General features: G+C 69.3%; 19 protein-coding genes. 12 read left to right on the forward strand and 7 right to left on the reverse strand.

The window, feature by feature from the left end; all coding sequences use genetic code 11:
• Window positions 1-23 precede the first annotated feature (23 nt).
• From NJ4_RS07820 to NJ4_RS07830, 3 genes are all read right to left on the reverse strand, one after another.
• Complete coding sequence (locus NJ4_RS07820) at window positions 24-878, reverse strand: DUF3097 domain-containing protein (protein ID WP_067432882.1); 855 nt, start codon at window positions 876-878, stop codon at window positions 24-26.
• A gap of 19 nt (window positions 879-897) precedes the next feature.
• Window positions 898-1,719, reverse strand: coding sequence for an MBL fold metallo-hydrolase (locus tag NJ4_RS07825; RefSeq protein ID WP_067432649.1), 822 nt, complete (start codon window positions 1,717-1,719; stop codon window positions 898-900).
• A gap of 97 nt (window positions 1,720-1,816) precedes the next feature.
• Window positions 1,817-2,518, reverse strand: coding sequence for a hypothetical protein (locus NJ4_RS07830; RefSeq protein ID WP_067432652.1), 702 nt, complete (start codon window positions 2,516-2,518; stop codon window positions 1,817-1,819).
• Between the two features lie 144 nt (window positions 2,519-2,662).
• Between NJ4_RS07830 and hrcA the strand changes: the two genes are divergently transcribed.
• From hrcA to NJ4_RS07850, 4 genes are all read left to right on the forward strand, one after another.
• On the forward strand, window positions 2,663-3,685 hold the full coding sequence (gene hrcA / locus NJ4_RS07835; RefSeq protein WP_067432655.1) for a heat-inducible transcriptional repressor HrcA: 1,023 nt from the start codon (window positions 2,663-2,665) through the stop codon (window positions 3,683-3,685).
• Window positions 3,686-3,716: 31 nt separating this feature from the next.
• A complete protein-coding gene (dnaJ, locus tag NJ4_RS07840) occupies window positions 3,717-4,892 on the forward strand; it encodes a molecular chaperone DnaJ (protein WP_067432658.1) in 1,176 nt (391 codons plus the stop codon).
• A complete protein-coding gene (locus NJ4_RS07845) occupies window positions 4,892-5,632 on the forward strand; it encodes a 16S rRNA (uracil(1498)-N(3))-methyltransferase (RefSeq protein ID WP_067432661.1) in 741 nt (246 codons plus the stop codon). The genes dnaJ and NJ4_RS07845 overlap by 1 nt, the downstream gene beginning before the upstream one ends.
• 75 nt (window positions 5,633-5,707) lie before the next feature.
• A complete protein-coding gene (locus NJ4_RS07850; protein WP_082748289.1) occupies window positions 5,708-7,000 on the forward strand; it encodes a cytochrome P450 in 1,293 nt (430 codons plus the stop codon).
• A 7-nt stretch (window positions 7,001-7,007) separates the two neighbouring features.
• On the opposite strand, the gene NJ4_RS07855 is transcribed toward NJ4_RS07850, so the two are convergent.
• Genes NJ4_RS07855 through NJ4_RS07870 form a run of 4 tightly spaced genes read right to left on the reverse strand, consistent with a single transcriptional unit; the run spans window position 7,008 to window position 10,719 of the window.
• Window positions 7,008-8,063, reverse strand: coding sequence for a winged helix DNA-binding domain-containing protein (locus tag NJ4_RS07855; protein ID WP_067432669.1), 1,056 nt, complete (start codon window positions 8,061-8,063; stop codon window positions 7,008-7,010).
• A 33-nt stretch (window positions 8,064-8,096) separates the two neighbouring features.
• A complete protein-coding gene (locus NJ4_RS07860; RefSeq protein WP_067432673.1) occupies window positions 8,097-9,038 on the reverse strand; it encodes a Gmad2 immunoglobulin-like domain-containing protein in 942 nt (313 codons plus the stop codon).
• Window positions 9,039-9,064: 26 nt separating this feature from the next.
• Window positions 9,065-10,162 carry a Gmad2 immunoglobulin-like domain-containing protein gene (locus tag NJ4_RS07865; protein ID WP_067432675.1) on the reverse strand — a complete coding sequence of 366 codons (1,098 nt, stop codon included), beginning with the start codon at window positions 10,160-10,162 and terminating at the stop codon, window positions 9,065-9,067.
• Entirely contained in the window at window positions 10,159-10,719 is a 561-nt protein-coding gene (locus NJ4_RS07870; RefSeq protein WP_245644504.1) for a SigE family RNA polymerase sigma factor, read from the reverse strand. Before NJ4_RS07870 ends, NJ4_RS07865 begins: the two co-directional genes overlap by 4 nt.
• Before the next feature lie 99 nt (window positions 10,720-10,818).
• Between NJ4_RS07870 and NJ4_RS07875 the strand changes: the two genes are divergently transcribed.
• The 8 genes from NJ4_RS07875 (at window position 10,819) to NJ4_RS07910 (ending at window position 18,141) form a co-directional block, all read left to right on the forward strand.
• On the forward strand, window positions 10,819-11,175 hold the full coding sequence (locus NJ4_RS07875; protein ID WP_067432681.1) for a histidine triad nucleotide-binding protein: 357 nt from the start codon (window positions 10,819-10,821) through the stop codon (window positions 11,173-11,175).
• A gap of 108 nt (window positions 11,176-11,283) precedes the next feature.
• The gene (locus NJ4_RS07880) at window positions 11,284-12,300 is read left to right on the forward strand and encodes a PhoH family protein (RefSeq protein WP_067432684.1); all 1,017 of its coding nucleotides are present in this window, start codon (window positions 11,284-11,286) and stop codon (window positions 12,298-12,300) included.
• A complete protein-coding gene (ybeY, locus tag NJ4_RS07885; protein ID WP_067432686.1) occupies window positions 12,297-12,746 on the forward strand; it encodes an rRNA maturation RNase YbeY in 450 nt (149 codons plus the stop codon). The genes NJ4_RS07880 and ybeY overlap by 4 nt, the downstream gene beginning before the upstream one ends.
• Window positions 12,743-14,059 carry a hemolysin family protein gene (locus tag NJ4_RS07890; RefSeq protein ID WP_067432888.1) on the forward strand — a complete coding sequence of 439 codons (1,317 nt, stop codon included), beginning with the start codon at window positions 12,743-12,745 and terminating at the stop codon, window positions 14,057-14,059. The genes ybeY and NJ4_RS07890 overlap by 4 nt, the downstream gene beginning before the upstream one ends.
• Window positions 14,052-14,357, forward strand: coding sequence for a cytidine deaminase (locus NJ4_RS07895; RefSeq protein WP_174524592.1), 306 nt, complete (start codon window positions 14,052-14,054; stop codon window positions 14,355-14,357). The genes NJ4_RS07890 and NJ4_RS07895 overlap by 8 nt, the downstream gene beginning before the upstream one ends.
• A 152-nt stretch (window positions 14,358-14,509) precedes the next feature.
• Window positions 14,510-15,325, forward strand: coding sequence for a hypothetical protein (locus NJ4_RS07900; protein WP_157550918.1), 816 nt, complete (start codon window positions 14,510-14,512; stop codon window positions 15,323-15,325).
• A gap of 141 nt (window positions 15,326-15,466) precedes the next feature.
• Complete coding sequence (locus NJ4_RS07905; RefSeq protein WP_082748291.1) at window positions 15,467-16,861, forward strand: FAD-binding oxidoreductase; 1,395 nt, start codon at window positions 15,467-15,469, stop codon at window positions 16,859-16,861.
• Between the two features lie 2 nt (window positions 16,862-16,863).
• On the forward strand, window positions 16,864-18,141 hold the full coding sequence (locus NJ4_RS07910; protein ID WP_067432692.1) for an SAM-dependent methyltransferase: 1,278 nt from the start codon (window positions 16,864-16,866) through the stop codon (window positions 18,139-18,141).
• Window positions 18,142-18,183 lie beyond the last annotated feature (42 nt).

The following is an 18,183-nucleotide window of genomic DNA, read 5'->3' on the forward strand; positions in this document are numbered from 1 at the left end:
CGCGCGAAACCCAACAACCCGTGTCAGGGGGCGGTGACGAAGTCGATCAGCTCCTCGACCCGGCCGAGCAAGGCAGGGTCGAGATCCTGGAAGCCACGCACGCCACCGAGGATGTGCTGCCAAGCGCGGGCGATGTCGGTCTGGTTGCGGTGCGGCCAGCCGAGCTGCTGGCACACGCCGTACTTCCACTCGATGTTCCGGGGCACCTCGGGCCACTGCTTGATGCCCAGTCGTTCGGGCTTGACGGCGGCCCAGATGTCGATGAACGGGTGGCCCACGATCAGCACGTGCTTGCCGACCGGCGATTTCGCGATCGACTGGGCGATCCGGCTCTCCTTGGAGCCGCGGACGAGGTGGTCGACGAGTACGCCGACCCGCCGGTCCGGGCCCGGTTTGAAGTCGCGCAGGTGCTCGGAGAGGTCATCGACACCGCCGAGGAACTCCACGACGACGCCCTCGATGCGCAGGTCGTCGCCCCAGACCTTCTCGACCAGCTCGGCATCGTGGCGGCCCTCGACGAAGATGCGACTGGCCCGGGCCACCCGCGCCTTCGCGCCGTGGACGGCGATCGACCCGCTGGCAGTGCGCGTCGGCCTGGCGGGTGTCTTCAACCGGGTCGGCCGGGTCAGGATCACCGGTTTGCCCTCGAGCAGGAACCCCGGGCCGAGCGGGAACGTGCGTCGTCGGTTGCGTCGGTCCTCGAGGGTGACGGTGTCGATGTCACGGTCGACGGCGACGATCTCGCCACACCAGTCGGTGGTGACCTCTTCGACCACGAGTCCGTTGTCAGCCTCCACCTCGGTGGCCCGGCCGTTCTTGGGCGCGCGCCAGTCGGTGTTGAGGACGTCGGATCCGTAGCGGTCGTTGGGCGGAGTCACCCGCACAACGCTAGACCGATCAGATCAGTGGGAGCCGCTTCGACGCGCGGGGGAGTTGCTCGTAGCCACGGGTCACCGCGTGCTCCAGGACGGCGTGTGGCCAGGGCCACTCGCCCTCGTCGAGCGCCCGAGCGGCCGGAACTCCGCGACCGGCGAGGTCGCGGATGGTCTCGGCGACGATGCCGATGTCGCCGCGCTGCTGGTAGACGAAGTCACGGTCGACGACGGCACCGTGCCCGGGCACCACCACGGTGGTGTCGGTGATCAGTGAGATGGCCAGGTCGAGTGAGGTCGGCCACTCCATCGGCCAGCAGTCGGCGCCGTACGCCGGGGGAGCGGACTCCTCGACCAGGTCGCCGAGGAGTACGACGTCCGCGTCCGGCACGCGCACCACGATGTCGCCGGCGGTGTGGCCGCGCCCGGGGTGGAGCAGCTCGACCTGGCGATCGCCCAGATCGATCACCCGCGCGGACGAGAAGGTGTCGGTGGGCACGACGACGGGGGAGGCGTCGACCTCCTCCGCCCGGTCACCGTCGTGGCCCGGTCGGTCGTCGCGAAGGCGCTCGAGGGCGGCCGCGGTCTCCTCGTGGGCATGGATCGGGAGGCCGTCGAAGAGCGAGTTGCCCAGGACGTGGTCGACGTGGTCGTGCGTGTTGACCACGGCGATCACCTCACCCAGGCGGCGTACGGCGTCCAGTGTGCCGCGCATCTCGCGGGTGGAGGCCAACGTGTCCACGACCACCAGCCCCGTGGTGCCGCCGATCACCGTCACGTTGACGTCGAACCACTCGTGGCGTGCGACCCACACACGATCCGAGATCTCGACCAGGGGAGTTGCCATCGGGCCAGACTAGGACGTGGCCCGCGCGCGCCGTACGGCCGTGCCCCGGCACCGCCAGAATCAACGAGTGGACGAACGAAACTCAACGACTCGTGGGTCAGCAGAGGCCGGTGTGCAGGTGGGCGCTGAGCAGTCCGGCCAGCTCCTCGGGAGTGCGGGCGGCGTGCGAGAACGTGATCACGCGCCGGTGCGCCCCCGACCAGTCGACCCAGTGCAGCTCCACTCCCGTCGAGGTCAGGCGTGACAGCGTGACTCCGGCGAGGTCTCCCGGGGGTGTTCCGGTGGCCAGGGCCACGGACCGGATCAACTCGTCCTGGTGACACTCGTTGGCGTGCTTCACGCAGCTGTGGAGGTAGCCGCGGTTGAGCAGGTGCGACGGATGTCGGAAGTGTGAGGTGGGCACGGGGATGTGACGTTCGGTCCGGTTCCCACCGGTGAGCACGAGCGAGACCATGCCGATGTCGAGGGAGATCACGCGCACGACGTCCTCGTGCGCGCACTCGCCCTGCACACGCAGCGTGCCCGCGAGCACCACGTGCGAGCGCACGTCGTCGTGCTCGTCGAGCTGGCTGGTGACGCGCACCAGCGCGCTCCGGTTCTGGCTGGCGGCTCGGTCGACGGTGCTGCCCGGGGGCGCGAAGAACGTCGGGGTTCCGGCGTCGTCGCGCAGGGAGACGCCCTCATCGAGCGTGTGCTCGGCGCCTTCGACGACCAGACTCACGCCCTGGGGACTGGAGAGGATGCTGCGGGCACGGGCGGCCAGTGCGGCGGGGTCGGGCGACGGGCTGGGTGTGGTCATGAGCTCCTCCTCGATAACATAGGTGAGCCTAACCTAATGACATGTTCCTGGCCAGGTCATGTCCTGCGCTTGGGAGAACCCGCCCGGTGCCGAGTAGCATTGGCACTCGGAAAGTCGGAGTGCCAGCAACCAGGAGGGGTGACCATGGTCGAGGACCGTCGTCTTGCCGTCCTGCGGGCGATCGTGGAGGACTACGTCTCGACCGAGGAGCCCGTCGGCTCCCGGGCGCTGGTGGAGCGGCACCAGCTCGGGGTCTCGCCGGCCACGGTGCGCAACGACATGGCCGCGCTCGAGGAGGAGGGCTTCATCGCCCAGCCGCACACCAGTGCCGGCCGGGTGCCCACTGACAAGGGCTACCGGCTCTTCGTCGACAAGCTGACCACGGTCAAACCGATGAGTGCCGCCGAGCAGCGGGCCATCTCCTCGTTCCTCGAGGGCGCCGTCGACCTGGACGACGTGGTGCAGCGCAGCGTCCGGCTGCTCGCCCAGCTGACCCGACAGGTCGCCGTCGTCCAGTACCCGACGCTGAGCCGCAGCACCGTGCGTCACGTCGAGATCGTCGCGCTCGCCGCGAACCGCCTCCTGCTGGTGCTGATCCTCAGCACCGGTCGGGTCGAGCAACGCGTGGTCGAGCTCGCCGGTGAGCTCGCCGACGACGACCTCGCCCAACTGCGCACCCGCGTCAACCGGGCCACCATCGGCGAGGTGATCTCCGACGCCGCGTTGGCCCTCGACGACGTCGTCGACCAGCTGCCGCGCGAGGCTCGCCCGGTGGCGACTGCGGTCGTCGCGGCCCTGGTCGAGGCGATGTCCGACCACCGTTCCGATGAGCGGGTCGCCGTCGGCGGCACGTCGAACCTGGCCCGTTTCGGCGATGGTTTCGAGAGCACGGTCCGCCCGATCCTCGAGGCCCTCGAGGAACACGTCGTGCTCCTCAAGCTGCTCGGTGAGGCGGGCTCCGGTGGCGCGGTGACCGTGCGCATCGGCCACGAGGGGCCCTACCAGCAGCTGGCCACCACCAGCGTCATCGCGACCGGCTACGGCCCGGAGGACCAGGCGCTGGCCTCCCTCGGCATCGTCGGCCCGACCCGCATGGACTATCCCGCGACCATGGCGACCGTGCGAGCCGTCGCCCGCTACGTGTCGCGGATCCTCAACGAAGCGTGATCCACCCGAACCCCACGAACCAGAAGGACTCATGAGTCAGGACCTGTACGAACTCCTCGGTGTGCCTCGCGACGCAGACGCGGACGCGATCAAGAAGGCGTACCGCAAGCTGGCCCGCCAGTTGCACCCGGACGTGAACCCGGACCCCGAGACCCAGGAGCGGTTCAAGGAGGTCTCGCTGGCCTACGAGGTGCTCAGCGACCCGCAGAAGCGTGCGGCCTACGACCGCGGGGGCGACCCCTTCGGTGGCGGCATGGGCGCCGGTGGCTTCGGCCAGGGCCAGGGATTCTCGTTCACCGACATCATGGACGCCTTCTTCGGTGGTCAGGGCCAGGCCGGCTCCGGTGGGCGCGGGCCCCGCGCCCGGGTCCGTCGTGGCCAGGACGCCCTGATCCGCTTGGAGATCGAACTCGCCGAGGCCGCCTTCGGGGTGACCCGCGAGATCAAGGTCGACACCGCCGTCCAGTGCGAGGCCTGCCACGGCGACGGTGCTGCCCCGGGCAGCACGCCATTCCCGTGCGAGACCTGTCGTGGCGCCGGCGAGGTGGCCCATGTGCAGCGCTCTTTCCTGGGTGAGATCCGCACGCTGCGTCCCTGCGCCGCCTGTCGTGGGTTCGGGACGATCATCCCCGACCCGTGCCGGGAGTGCTCCGGCGACGGCCGGATCCGCTCGCGCCGCAGCCTGACCGTGAAGATCCCCGCCGGCGTCGACGTCGGCACCCGCGTCCAGCTCAGTGGGCAGGGCGAGGTCGGCCCCGGGGGCGGCCCGGCCGGTGACCTGTTCGTCGAGATCCACGTGGCCCCGCACAAGACCTTCACCCGTCACGGCAACGACCTGCACTGCACGGTCTCGGTGCCGATGACCGCCGCGGCCATGGGCGCGTCCCTGACCCTGCCCACCCTCGAGGCGGACGTGGCCGGCGAGGACTCCGAGCTCGAGACGAGCTTCCCGTTGGAGATCAAGGCGGGCACCCAGTCCGGCACCGACCACGTGCTCCGGGCGCGCGGGGTTCCCGGTCTGCGCAACGTCGGCCGCGGCGACCTGGTGGTCACCGTTCTGGTCGACACCCCGACCCGCCTCGACGCCCGCCAGGAGGAGCTGCTCCGCGAGCTGGCCGCCCTGCGGGGCGAGGAGTCTCCCGACGGCAGCGTCCAGGCCGCGCACAAGGGTGTCTTCGGTCGGCTGCGCGACGCGTTCAACCACTGATGTCGCTGCCCGTCCACCTCGTGCCCTCCCTCGACGGGGTGGCCTCCGGTGACGTGGTCGAGATCTCGGGCGACGAGGCCCACCACGCGGTCGCCGTACGTCGACTGCGGGTCGGTGAGGCGGTCGTGCTCACCGACGGCGCCGGTATGTCGGCGACCGGCACCGTGACGAGCACCGGCAAGCGGGTCTTCACCGTCGAGACGGCCGAGCCCACCCATGAGCCACGGCCGACGCCGTCGGTGACCGTGGTCCAGGCGCTGCCCAAGGGCGAGCGCGGCGAGCTGGCGGTCGAGGTGCTCACCGAGATCGGCGTGGACCTCATCGTGCCGTGGGCCGCGTCCCGGTCGGTGGCGGTGTGGCGCGGCGATCGGATCGCCAAGTCGCACGCCAAGTGGGCGGCCACCGCACGTGAGGCGGCCAAGCAGTCGCGGCGGGCCTGGTTCCCGACGGTGGCGCCACTGGCGAGCACCGACGAGGTGGTGGGGCTCCTCGACGGTGCCGACGTGGCCGTCGTCCTGCACGAGGCCGCCACGCTGCCCTTGTCGGCGATTTCTGTGGACCACAGTGACACCATGGTGGTGGTCGTCGGCCCGGAGGGCGGAATCAGTGCCGAAGAGCTGGCCGGCTTCCTGGCCGCCGGAGTGCAACCGGTGCGGATGGGACGTGAGGTGTTGCGCACGTCCACAGCGGGCGTGGCTGCGGTGGCTGCACTGCTGTCCCGGTCGACGCGATGGGCATGATGCGGGTGTTTCGACGGGGTTGACCTCGGGGAGAACCCCGATGTGACGTGGCACTGAATTGGCGATGCTGGAGGCATGACTGCGATGAGGCGACAGCTTCAAGGAATGGTGCGCAAGACGCTGCTACGGCTGATGCCGGCCCAGACCATTGACCTGTCCCGACTCGACAAGGTGCCCGACTCACTGGGCTGGCCGCTCAAGCGCGACGGCTTCGACCCTGTGCCGCGGCTCGCCGAGACCCGTGGCGAGCACCCGGTGCACCACCTGACCTCGCTGCTGGGCATGAACGTGTGGCTGGTGACCGGCCTCGAAGAGGGGCGGGAGGTGCTGATGGAGCCCCGCGCCTACAGCACCGACATCCGGCCGTACGTCGGCCAACGAGGTGCCGCCGACGGTGACATCGGGGGGCTCGGCTTCACCGATCCCCCTGACCACACCCGGCTGCGCAAGCTGATCACCCCCGAGTTCACGATGCACCGGCTCGAACGCATCCGCCCCATGGTCAACCGCATCGTGGAGCAGCAACTCGACGAGGTCGCTGCCAAGGCGTCGGGGAGCGAGGTCGTCGACCTCATTCCCACGTTCGCCTTCCCGGTGCCGTTCCTGGTGATCTGCGAGCTGCTCGGCCTCCCCGACCACGACCGTGAGGTCTTCCGCCACCTTGGCAGCGCCCGCTTCGACGTGACCGAAGGTGGCTACGGCAGCCTGGGCGCCATCTCCGACTCGCGTGAGTTCCTCAAGGACGCCACCCGCCGCCAGCGCAGCGACCCCGGCCCCGGACTCATAGGTCAGATCCTGCGTGAGCACGGCGACGAGATCAACGACTACGATCTGGCCGGCCTGGCCGACGGCGTCTTCACCGGCGGCATGGAGACCAGTGCCGGCATGCTCGCGATGGGCACCGCCGTGCTGCTGGGTGACCGCCACACCTGGAACCGTCTGCGCGACGACGACAGCTCGGTCGACCCGGTCGTCGAAGAGTTGCTGCGCTACCTCTCGGTCGTGCAGGTTGCGTTCCCTCGGTTCGCCAAGGAGGACCGCACCGTGGGTGGACGACAGGTGCACAAGGGCGACGTGGTCCTGGTCTCGGTGCCCGGGGTCAACCGCGACCCGGTGTTCGGTGAGGCCCCCGACACCTTCGACCCCGAGCGTCCAGCCCACGGGCACCTGGCGTTCGGACACGGACTCCACCGCTGCATCGGGTCCGAGCTGGCCCGCATGGAGCTGCGCACCGCGTTCCCCGCACTGGTGCGGCGGTTCCCGCAGATGCGGCTGGCCGAAGGCGACCTCGGGTTCCGGCAGAGCTCGCTGGTCTACGGCGTCGACCGGGTTCCGGTGGTGCCGGGGCCGGAGTCAGCCGCCCAGTAGGCGCCTCCTACGACCTTCCGGCAATGCCGACCAGCCGCTCGACGCGTGCGGTCTCGGCGTCAAGCTCACCCTGCTCGGCGCGGGTGAGATCGCGGAACAGCTCGAACTCGAGTGCGTCGTCGACGACGCGCCACAGGCCCTCGAGCATGCCGTCCACAAAGACCGTGTGGGCCGCGCCACCGTTGAGGCCCATCCAGCGCTGGCGATTCTCGCCGGTGGTCACGCGATCGCGGGCGGCGTGGGAGAGCCAGAGGTTGTCGTACTGCCCGAGGAGGCGCACCGGCGCCGGGTGGTGCCCGGCGACGATCGGTGCGTCGGCCACGTCGTACAACCGCCGCCCGGTCGGATCGGCGTGCTCGACCAGGTCATCCATGCCGGCGATGACCGGGCCGAGGCGGGTGACGCCGGACCAGGCGGTCATGTCGGCCGCGGTGGCCGGGCCGAAGGCGCGCAGGTAGCGGCGGACCCGTGCAGGGACATCGGGGTCGACCAGGGGTCGTCCGAGCCAGCGGTCGACGTACTGGTAGACCACCCCGCCGGCCCGCCTCCAGCAGCCGCGCGGAGGCAGCTGCGCCAGCGGCAGGTTCACCCTGGCCAGGTTGGTCAACGCCGTGGGCGGCGCGTCCCGGAAGACTTCGGCGAGGCGGAGGCCCAGCTCCTTGCCGGACAGCGGCCCCGTGGCGAGGAGCCCGCTGACCGCGTCGTTGAAGGTGGCCGTGTCGAGGTGAGTCGCCTCCTTCACGCTCTGGCTGGAGGCCCGCTCCCGGTCCTGTCGGGGCTGGGTCCACTGCCGCAGGGACAACGCATCCTCAGCCACCAGCAGGTGCACGGTGCCTCGCATGGTGAGCAGTCGGACCAGGCTCTTGTCGATCAGCCCTGTCGACACGTGCTCGGGGTCGAACCCGTCGATCCGTGCCGCGAGGGAGAGGTACGGCGGGAGATTCGCCTGTGCCTGCAGGCCGATCAGGTGCTGGACCATCGGCGACACCGCACTCGTCGTACGCTCGAGCAGGTGTTGGCGAGCCAGCAGGGTGCGGTTGAGGTCGCGCGCGGTGAGCTGCACGACCCCAACCTAGTGGTCACGACCCGAAGCGAGTCACGTGATGACGACGGTCCTGGTGTCCTCGTCGGGTCCGCTGCCCTCGGTGCCACCCGTCGGGTCGTCGTTGTAGAGGCGCAGCACGTAGTCGCCCGCCGGCAGGCCGGAGGCGTCGACCTTCACCTTCCACGGGAACAGCCGGTTCGCGGCCCAGCCCCTCGCCGTGCCGAAGCCCTTCTTGACGACCTTGCCGTCCTTGAGCAGCTGCCAGCCGACCCAGGACTCGAAGCCGTTGTTGGCGCCGCTCGCGGTGAAGGTCGACGTGACGCTCTCGCCCTCGGCGGGCGAGGTGATGCTCATCAGGTTGAGCGTCTGGAGGGGAGCCTTGCGCTTGATCGGTGTCGCTGTGGGGATGCCCAGGACCGTGTCGGCCGGTCCGCCATCCACCAGGAACTGGACCGGAGCACGAGCCCCCGCGCCCTCCTGCATCGTCCAGACCACCTGCTGCACGGCGAGCTCGGCCTCGCGTGCGGACAGGTCGTCGGGCCGCTCGGACAGCGAGTCGTCGGACAGCTCCACCTGGAGGACGCCGTCCTTGCCGACGCCGTCGAAGCTGGCTGACTTCAGTGACCCCTCCGGCCAGAGCGTGCGGTAGTCGGGGTCCTGCGGAGTTGTCATCAGCGCGGCGAGCTCGTCGCCGAAGCCGTGGTCAGGCTCGCCGTGCGTGCTCTGCTCGGCGAACAGGACCGGACCGCGACCCGAGTCGCCGACGTACCAGGTGGTGTGGGTGGTGTCCTCGGAATCCGCGGGGGTGGTCTCGGGTGCCTCGCTCGGCGTCGTGCTGCCGTCCGGCGTCGGTGAGCTGCTCTCGGTGGCCTGCGACGGGTCGCCGGCGGACGTGTCGGACGGGTCGGACTCGTCACCGCAGGCCACGAGCGGGACCACGAGTGCGGCGACGAATGCGGCCGTCAGGATGCGTCGGGGTCGGTGAACGGTCATGGGGAACCTCCTGAGATCGGTTTGAATCACTTGACGACGATCGTGCGGGTGTCGACGGACGGACCACTGCCCTCCGCACCGCCGGTGGGGTCGTCGGTGGAAGCCTTGAACACGTAGGTGCCCGGCGCCAGCTTCGACACGTCGATCGCGGCCTGCCAGGGGTAGAGCCTGTCGTAGGCGCCCTCGGCCATGGTGGAGCCCTCGAGCACGACCTCCTCATCCTTGAGCACCTGCCAGGGCACGGTGGCCTCGAAGCTGTTCGCCACGCCGGTGGCGGTGAAGACCCCCGACACCTCGACGCCCTCGCGGGGCGCGGTGATGCTCACCTGGGACAGCGTGTCCTGCCAGTCGGCATTGGCCAGTGGCTCGGCCGCGGGGACACCGAGCACGGTGTCGACGTGTGAGCCGTCGACCAGCAGCTGCACGGGCTTGCGGCCGTCACCGGCGGCGGCCTGTGCCGTGTAGATCACCTGCTGGACGGCGATCTCGGCCTCATCGGCGGTCATTCCTTCCGGGCGGTCGCGCAGGTCGGTCGCGCCCTGGGACAGGTCGACGAGGATCACGTCGCCGTCGTACGTCGCACCGCCGACCGCGGTGCCCTCGGGCCACGAGGTGCGGTAGTCGGGGTCCATGGGATTGCCGAAGACCGCCTCGTTGACAGAGAGCGCAACCTTGTCGCCGAGAGCGGCGACAGGGCCGTCCCCAGTGGGCACGCGCATCGTGTGGAACTCGCGGAACAGCCGGGCGCCGCTCGGACCGTCGCCGACGTAGTAGACCGGAAGCGCTGACTCCTGGGAGTCCGGCTGGTCGGTCTCGGACTCGGTCGGGTCATCGGTGGCGTCGGGGTCGTTGAACTGGCTGACGGACGGGGTGGCGGCGGGGTCGTCGGCGGGGTCGTCGGCGGAGTCGTCGTTGCCGAGGTTGCCGGCGAACGCCACAGCAGTGAGGGTGGCGGCGGTCGCGACGACGGCGGCACCGGCCCCGTAGATCCACGGACGGCGTGAGCTCATGGCGGTCACCTTCGTCTTGTCACGGATGCGTTCCAGCGCGTCGGACGGCTCGACGTCGGAGACGGCGTCGGCGAGCAGCTCCCGGAGCGGGTCGTTGTTCTCGGGGCGGTTCATGACGGGTCCTCCAGGAGTTCTCCGAGGTTCCGGCGCATGGCCTCGGCGCCACGTGAGGCGTGGCTCTTCACGGCTCCTCGGCTGATGCCGAGGGTGTCCGCAATCTGTGCCTCGCTGAGATCGAGGTAGTAGCGCAGCGCGAGCACCTCGCGCTGGCGTCGGGGGAGAGCGGCCAGGGCGTCGAGCACCGTGTCGCGCCGGGCCCGGTCGAGCACGGCCTTGTCGGCCCCGGGGGTGGTGACCTCGGCCCGTTCCTGCTCGACGCGGGCGTGGCGGTCGACGACCTGCCGGTGCCGCAGCACCGACCGGGAGCGGTTCACCACCGCCTGACGCAGATAGGCCAATGCCTTGTCGGGCTCGCGCAGCTTGTGCCAGCGGCCGTGCATGGCCACGAACGCGTCCTGCACGACCTCCTCGGCGGTGCCCGTGTCGCGCACCAGCAGCACGGAGAGACGCACCAGGGCCCGCCAGTGGGCGGCGTACAGCTGCTCGACGGCGGCGTCGGCGCTGACGGCGCGGGAGGACGCCGTCATCGGCTCCACCGCAGAACTCGCCATCGCATGGGTCATCACGCTAGTGGCACGCATGGCCGGGGCGATCGGTTTACACGCCGGCCGGCCTTCTTTGCTTCGCAGCGGCGCCCTATCGTGGTGCCCATGAGTGCACCCGTTCCCCCTGACGACTGCATCTTCTGCAAGATCGTGGCCGGTGACCTGCCGGCCGAGATCGTGCACGCCACCGACGAGTCGGTGGCCTTCCGTGACCTGAGTCCGCAGGCGCCGACGCATTTCCTGGTCGTCCCGCGCAGCCACTACGAGAACGCCGCAGCGCTGGCCGACCACGAGCCGGCCGCGCTCGCGGAGATGTTCACCACGGCGCGCGAGGTCTGCGAGAAGGAGGGCCTGGAGGGATACCGCGCCGTGTTCAACACCGGCGCCGCGGCCCAACAGACGGTGTTCCACGCCCACCTTCACGTGCTCGGCGGCCGTGAGCTGACCTGGCCGCCCGGCTGAGCTCGGATGAACCTCGAGTCGCTCCCGGCCCGGAGATCGGCCTCCTCCACGGTCGCGCCGCAAACTCGGTGTGACCGGGTCACCGGGGCGCCGTAGCATGGAGGTCTCATGACAGACACCCAGCACGAGTCCGGCTCCCGTGGCCCGACCACCAAGCACACCGTCGTCGTGCCCGCGAGCATCAACATGGTCAACCTGCTCGGGCCCAACGACGAGCACCTCTCCCTGATCGAGCACGCCTTCGACGCCGACGTCCACGTGCGCGGCAACCAGGTGACGCTGCAGGGCCCTCCCGCCGAGATCGCGCTTGTCGAGCGCCTCCTCGAAGAGCTGGTCACGATCATCCGCACAGGTCAGGGCATCACCGACGAGACCGTCGAGCGGGTGGTGAGCATGCTCCGGGCCGAAACCACCGAGCGGCCGGCCGACGTGCTCTCGCTCAACATCCTCTCCAACCGCGGGCGCACGATCCGCCCCAAGACGCTGAACCAGAAGCGCTACGTCGACTCCATCGACAAGCACACGATCACCTTCGGCATCGGCCCGGCCGGCACCGGCAAGACCTACCTGGCCGTGGCCAAGGCGGTGCAGGCGCTGCAGTCCAAGCAGGTCAACCGCATCATCCTCAGCCGGCCCGCGGTCGAGGCGGGGGAGAAGCTCGGTTTCCTGCCCGGCACGCTGACCGAGAAGATCGACCCCTACCTGCGTCCGTTGTACGACGCCCTGCACGACATGCTCGACCCCGAGACGATCCCGAAGCTGCTGGCCGCCGGCACCATCGAGGTGGCCCCGCTGGCGTTCCTGCGTGGGCGCTCGCTCAACGACTCCTTCATCATCCTCGACGAGGCGCAGAACACCACGCCCGAGCAGATGAAGATGTTCCTGACCCGGCTCGGCTTCGGCTCCAAGATCGTGGTCACCGGTGACGTCACCCAGGTCGACCTGCCCTCGGGCATGAAGTCGGGCCTGCGCATCGTCGAGGGCATCCTCGACGAGGTCGAGGACATCTCGTTCAACCGGCTGACCGCCCACGACGTCGTCCGCCACCGTCTGGTCGGCCGCATCGTCGCGGCCTACGAGACCCACGACTCACGCGAAGACGCGCGGAAGGACCACAACCGGTGACCATCGAGGTCCTCAACGAGTCGGGCCACGAGCTCGACGTCCACCAGCTCGCCACGTTGAGCCGGTTCGTGATGGACCAGCTGCGCGTGCACCCGCAGGCCGAGCTGTGCATCAAGGCCGTCGACGAGGCGACCATCGCCGAGCTGAACGAACGCTGGATGGCGAAGCAGGGCCCCACCGACGTGCTGGCCTTCCCGATGGACGAGCTGCGCCCCGGCCTGGTCAACGAGGAACCTGAAGAGGGGGTTCTCGGCGACCTGGTGCTGTGCCCCGACATCGCGGCAGCACAGGGTGAGACGGCCGGTCACGGGAAGGACGCCGAGATCGAGCTGCTCACCGTGCACGGCATCCTCCACCTGCTCGGCTACGACCACGCCGAGCCTGAGGAGCACCAGGAGATGTTCGGTCTCCAGGACCAGCTCCTCGCCCAGTGGCGTTCGCAATGACCAGTGGCGATCTCTGGCTGCTGGGATCAGCAGCCGTCCTCGTTCTTCTCGCCGGGGTCCTCTCGGCCGCCGACGCCGCCCTGTCGAGCTTCTCCCGCGCTCGCGCCGAGGAGATCGCGGCCGAGGGCAAGGCCGGCGCCACCCGGGTACTGGCGATCCTGGACGACGCGCCGCGCTACCTGAACACCACGCTGCTCCTCCGCATCCTCTGCGAGGTGGCCGCCATCGTGCTGGTCACCCGGCTGGTCAGCAGCAACGTCGATGGCTGGTGGCCCACGCTCCTGCTCTCCATCGGCAGCATGCTCGTGGTCTCGTTCGTGGCGATCGGGGTCGCGCCGCGCACCCTGGGTCGCCAGCACGCCATCACCGTGGCGTTGCTGTGCGCCGCGCCGATCCAGTGGGTGACCCGCATCCTCGGCCCGATCCCGCAGCTGCTGATCATGGTCGGCAACGCGCTGACCCCCGGCAAGGGCTTCAGTGACGGGCCGTTCTCGAGTGAGACCGAGCTGCGTGAGCTGGTCGACATGGCCGAGGCCTCGAGCGTCATCGAGGACGGTGAGCGCAAGATGATCCACTCGGTCTTCGAGCTGGGCGACACGACCGTGCGTGAGGTGATGGTGCCGCGCAACGACGTGCTCTACGTCGACCGGCACAAGAACCTGCGTCAGACGATGTCGCTGTTCCTGCGCAGCGGCTACTCCCGGATGCCGGTGGTGGGCGAGAACCTCGACGACATCATCGGCTTCGCCTACCTCAAGGACGTCAGCAAGCGGGTCTTCGACAACGCCGACGCCGAGACCACCGAACGCATCGACCAGCACCTGCGGCCCGTGCACTGGGTGCCCGACAGCAAGCCGGCCGACGACGTCCTCTCCGAGATGCAGGCGCGTCGCCAGCACATCGCCGTGGTCGTCGACGAGTACGGCGGCACGGCCGGCATCGTCACCATCGAGGACGTCCTCGAGGAGATCGTCGGTGAGATCACCGACGAGTACGACGAGGGCGAGATCGCGATTGAGGTGCTCGAGGACGGCTCGACCCGGGTGTCCTCGCGTTACCCGATCGACGACCTCGACGAGCTGTTCCCCGGCCACGTCTTCGCCGACGACGACGTGGACTCGGTCGGCGGGCTGCTGGCCAAGGAGCTCGGGAGAGTGCCGATCCCCGGCTCGACCGTCGAGGTGCACGGGCTCCGCTTCGAGGCCGAGGCGTCCACCGGTCGGCGCAACCGCATCGGCACGGTGCTGATCAGCCGGGTCGATGCGAGCGTGAGTAGGTCCGGTGACACCGACTACGCTGAGCCGCATGCCTGATCTCGCCCCCGAGGACGCCAAGCTCGTCACCCTCGCCCGCGCCACCCGCGCCCGCACCCGGGCCGCCGAAGGCGCTGCCGTGCGTGACAACGACGGCCGCACCTATGCCGCCGGGTCGGTCGACCTGCCCTCGCTGAAGCTCTCCGCGATCCAGGTCTGTGTGGCGATGGCCTTCTCCTCCGGATCGACAGGCCTGGAGGCCGTCGTACGCATGAGTGACGCGACCACGCTGGCAGTCGCCGACCGCGCGGTCCTCGACGACTTCGCGGGCCACGAGGTCCCCGTCCACCTGATATGAGGCGGGTGACGCAGCCCACATGAGATCACTCCACCGGATGGCTACTTCGCTGCCTGAGTAGGTGCTTGGAAGGACCTCGGCATCCCTATGGTCGAAGGTTCATGCCCAGACCGCGATGCGGATGGGCGTTGCTCTGAAAATTGGAGAATGCCATGCAAACGGTGCCAGTGGACCATCCACTCAACCTGACCACTCAGGACGTGCTGACCTTTGGGAGTTGGGGGCTGACGGTCGTCGTCCTCGTCGCTGCGATCCAGATGGGGCGTCGAGAGGGCGGCACCCCCTTCTACGCGCTGATGGTGTTGGCCGCAGGAGTCGGCGCCTTCGCGGAGCCGATCTACGACGTGATGATGGACCTGCACTTCTACTCCACCGAGGGGATGTTCACGCACTTCACAGCGTTCGGCGTGGCCCAGCCGATCTGGACGCACAGTGGCTACATCGTGCTCTACGGGAGCGCCGCCATCATGATCGCGCGACTTCTTGCCCGCGGTGAGCTGACCCGCAACCGCCTCTTCGCCTTTGCCGGCGTCGAGGTGATCATGTCGTGCATCTTCGAGGTCTACGGCACCAGCCAGGACGGATACGCATACTGGGGGCCGCACGTGTTCCGGCTCTTCGAGTACCCGGTGATCGCAGGAGTGCTCGAGGCTGCACAGGTGGTCGCCTTCGCGATGGCTGCAGCGGTTCTGCGCAAGCAGGCGACACAGACCTGGCACCTGTTGGGACTCTTCGCGATCTTCCCGGGCACCTTCTTCCTGGTGAACTGCGGCGCAGGTTGGCCGACGATCGTGGCGCTTCACCTTGAGGACACGTCGCGGACGGCGGTCGTGATCGGCACGCTGCTGAGCATGTGCCTGGCCGCGGTGATCGTGCGTCTTGCCGCTGCGATGATTCCGCATGCGACGCTCGTCCAGGCCGCGCCGGTCCGTCCCGAGGAGGCGGAGGTCGACACCAAGGTCGGCTGATCACACCGGATAGTCCCTGACGTTCGGCACCCTGCCAAGGAGCCGAACGTCAGGGACTATCGGCCGCTGGCCACGGAAACGTCAGGAGTGTCCAGGGAAATCCATTGGTGGGTGCAACCAGCGAGGCGCTAACGTGTCCTCGTGACCATCGTGCGTGGGTGGGACGACCACCGGGCTGCCGTCAAGACCCTGCTTGCGTCGTACGCCGAGATACCGGCGGGATCGCCCGTGCGCCTGGCCAAGAAGACCTCCAACCTGTTCCGCCCCCGCTCGGCGACGAGCGCGAAGGGGCTCGACGTCTCCGGTCTGGACGGCGTCATCGCGATCGACGCCGGCAACCGCACCGCCGACGTGCAGGGCATGTGCACCTACGAGCACCTGGTCGAGGCGACACTGCCGCACGGGCTCATCCCCCTGGTGGTGCCACAGCTGCGCACCATCACCCTCGGTGGCGCGGTCACCGGCCTGGGCATCGAGTCGACCAGCTTCCGCAACGGTCTGCCCCACGAGTCCGTCCTCGAGATGGACATCCTGACCGGTGCCGGTGAGGTGGTCATGGCCCGTCCGGCACGTGCCGACGACCCCGGCGAGCACGCCGACCTGTTCGCGTCGTTCCCCAACTCCTACGGCTCCCTGGGCTACGCCACCCGACTGCGGATCGAGTTGGAGCCCGTCTCGCAACTGGTCCGGCTGCGCCACGTCCGATTCGATGACGCGGCCCAGATGGGCAAGGCGATCGAGACCGTCGTCGAGTCGGGCGAGTGGGAGGGCGAGCGTGTCGACGGACTCGACGGCGTCGCCTTCGAACCCGGCGAGCTCTATCTGACCCTGGCCCGCTGGAGCGAGACCTCGGCCGGCGCACCCTCCGACTACACCGGCGCCGACATCTACTACCGCTCGATCCAACAGCGCACGACCGACGTCCTGTCGATGCACGACTACCTGTGGCGCTGGGACACCGACTGGTTCTGGTGCTCGGGCGCCTTCGGACTGCACAACCCGCGCATCCGACGCCTGTGGCCGCGGCGCTGGCGGCGCTCCGACGTCTACCACAAGCTGGTCGGGCTCGACCGTCGCCTCGGCATCGTCGACCGCCTCGACCGCCGGGCCGGCCGCCCCCAGCGCGAGCGGGTCATCCAGGACGTCGAGGTGCCGGTCGACCGGTTGCCCGACTTCCTCGACTGGTTCGACGAGGCCGTCGGCATGCGGCCGGTGTGGCTGTGCCCGCTGCGGTTGCGCGGTGCCGGCGCCTGCTGGCCGTCGTACCCGCTCGAGCCCGGCACGACGTACGTGAACGCGGGATTCTGGGGCACCGTCCATGTCGGTGACCAGGCCGGGGAGGCGCCGATGAACCGCGCCATCGAGGCCCGCGTGCACGAGCTCGGCGGCCACAAGTCGCTCTACTCCGAGGCGTTCTACGACCGCGCGACCTTCGACCGGCTCTACGACGGCGCCAATCTGGCCACCGTGAAACAGCGTTACGACCCCGACGACCGACTCACCTCTCTCTACGACAAGGCGGTGCAACGCCAGTGAGCATGACCGACACGATCACCATCGGCCAGGCCATCGATTCGCTTCTCCACGACGGATCGCCCGTGCGGTTCAGTGCGTACGACGGCAGCGTCGCCGGGCCTCCCGACGCGCAGATCGAGCTCCACCTCAAGAACGAGCGCGGGCTCTCCTACATCATGACCGCGCCCGGTGACCTGGGCATGGCCCGCGCCTACGTGATGGGCGACCTCGAGCTGCGAGGGGTGCATCCGGGGGACCCCTACGATGCGATGGCGCTGTTGGTCAACCACCTCAAGTTCCGTCGACCCACGGTCAGTGAGGCGCTGCGGCTGGTGCGGGGTCTGGGCATCGACAAGCTCAGGCCGCCGCCGACCCCGCCCCAGGAGCACCTGCCGCGCTGGCGGCGTGCGTTCGAGGGCCTGCGCCACTCGATGAACCGTGATGCCGAGGTGATCAAGCACCACTACGACGTCTCGAACCGGTTCTACGAGCTGGTGCTCGGTCCGTCGATGACCTACACGTGCGCCCTCTTCGAGACGCCGGAGGCAAGCCTCGAGGTCGCCCAGGCCGCGAAGTACGACCTGATCTGCCGCAAGCTCAACCTCCAACCCGGGCAGCGACTGCTCGACGTCGGCTGCGGCTGGGGCGGCATGGTCCGCCACGCGGCACGGGAGTACGGCGTCAAGGCACTGGGCGTGACGCTCTCGCTCGAGCAGGCGCAGTGGGCCAAGGAAGCGATCGACCGTGAGGGGCTCGGCGACCTGGCCGAGGTGCGGCACCTCGACTATCGCGAAGTCATGGAGACCGGGTTCGACGCGGTCAGCTCGATCGGCCTCACCGAGCACATCGGAGTGAGGAACTACCCGTCGTACTTCTCCTTCCTGCGCGAGAAGCTGCGTCCAGGGGGCCGGCTGCTCAACCACAGCATCACCCGCCCGCACAACCGGCCCACCGAGACGGGGGCGTTCATCGACCGCTACGTCTTCCCCGACGGCGAGCTGACCGGGTCGGGCACGATCGTGGCCGCCGCCCAGGACGCCGGGCTCGAGGTGCAGCACACCGAGAACATCCGCGAGCACTACGCGATGACCCTGGCTGGATGGTGCCGCAACCTTGAGGCCAACTGGGACGAGTGCGTGGCCGAGGTCGGCGAGGGCACGGCCCGGGTCTGGGGCATCTACATGGCCGGGTCACGCATCGGGTTCGAGCGCGACGAGATCGAGCTGCATCACGTGTTGGCCACACGCAACGACGAGCGAGGCGTCAGCGGCTTCCCGCTGCGCCCCGACTGGACCGCCTGAGCCATCGCCCCTCACATCGCCTGGCCGTCCCCGTGCGGACGG

Source organism: Nocardioides jensenii JCM 1364 = NBRC 14755, from assembly GCF_001552535.1.
Lineage (GTDB): Bacteria > Actinomycetota > Actinomycetes > Propionibacteriales > Nocardioidaceae > Nocardioides > Nocardioides jensenii.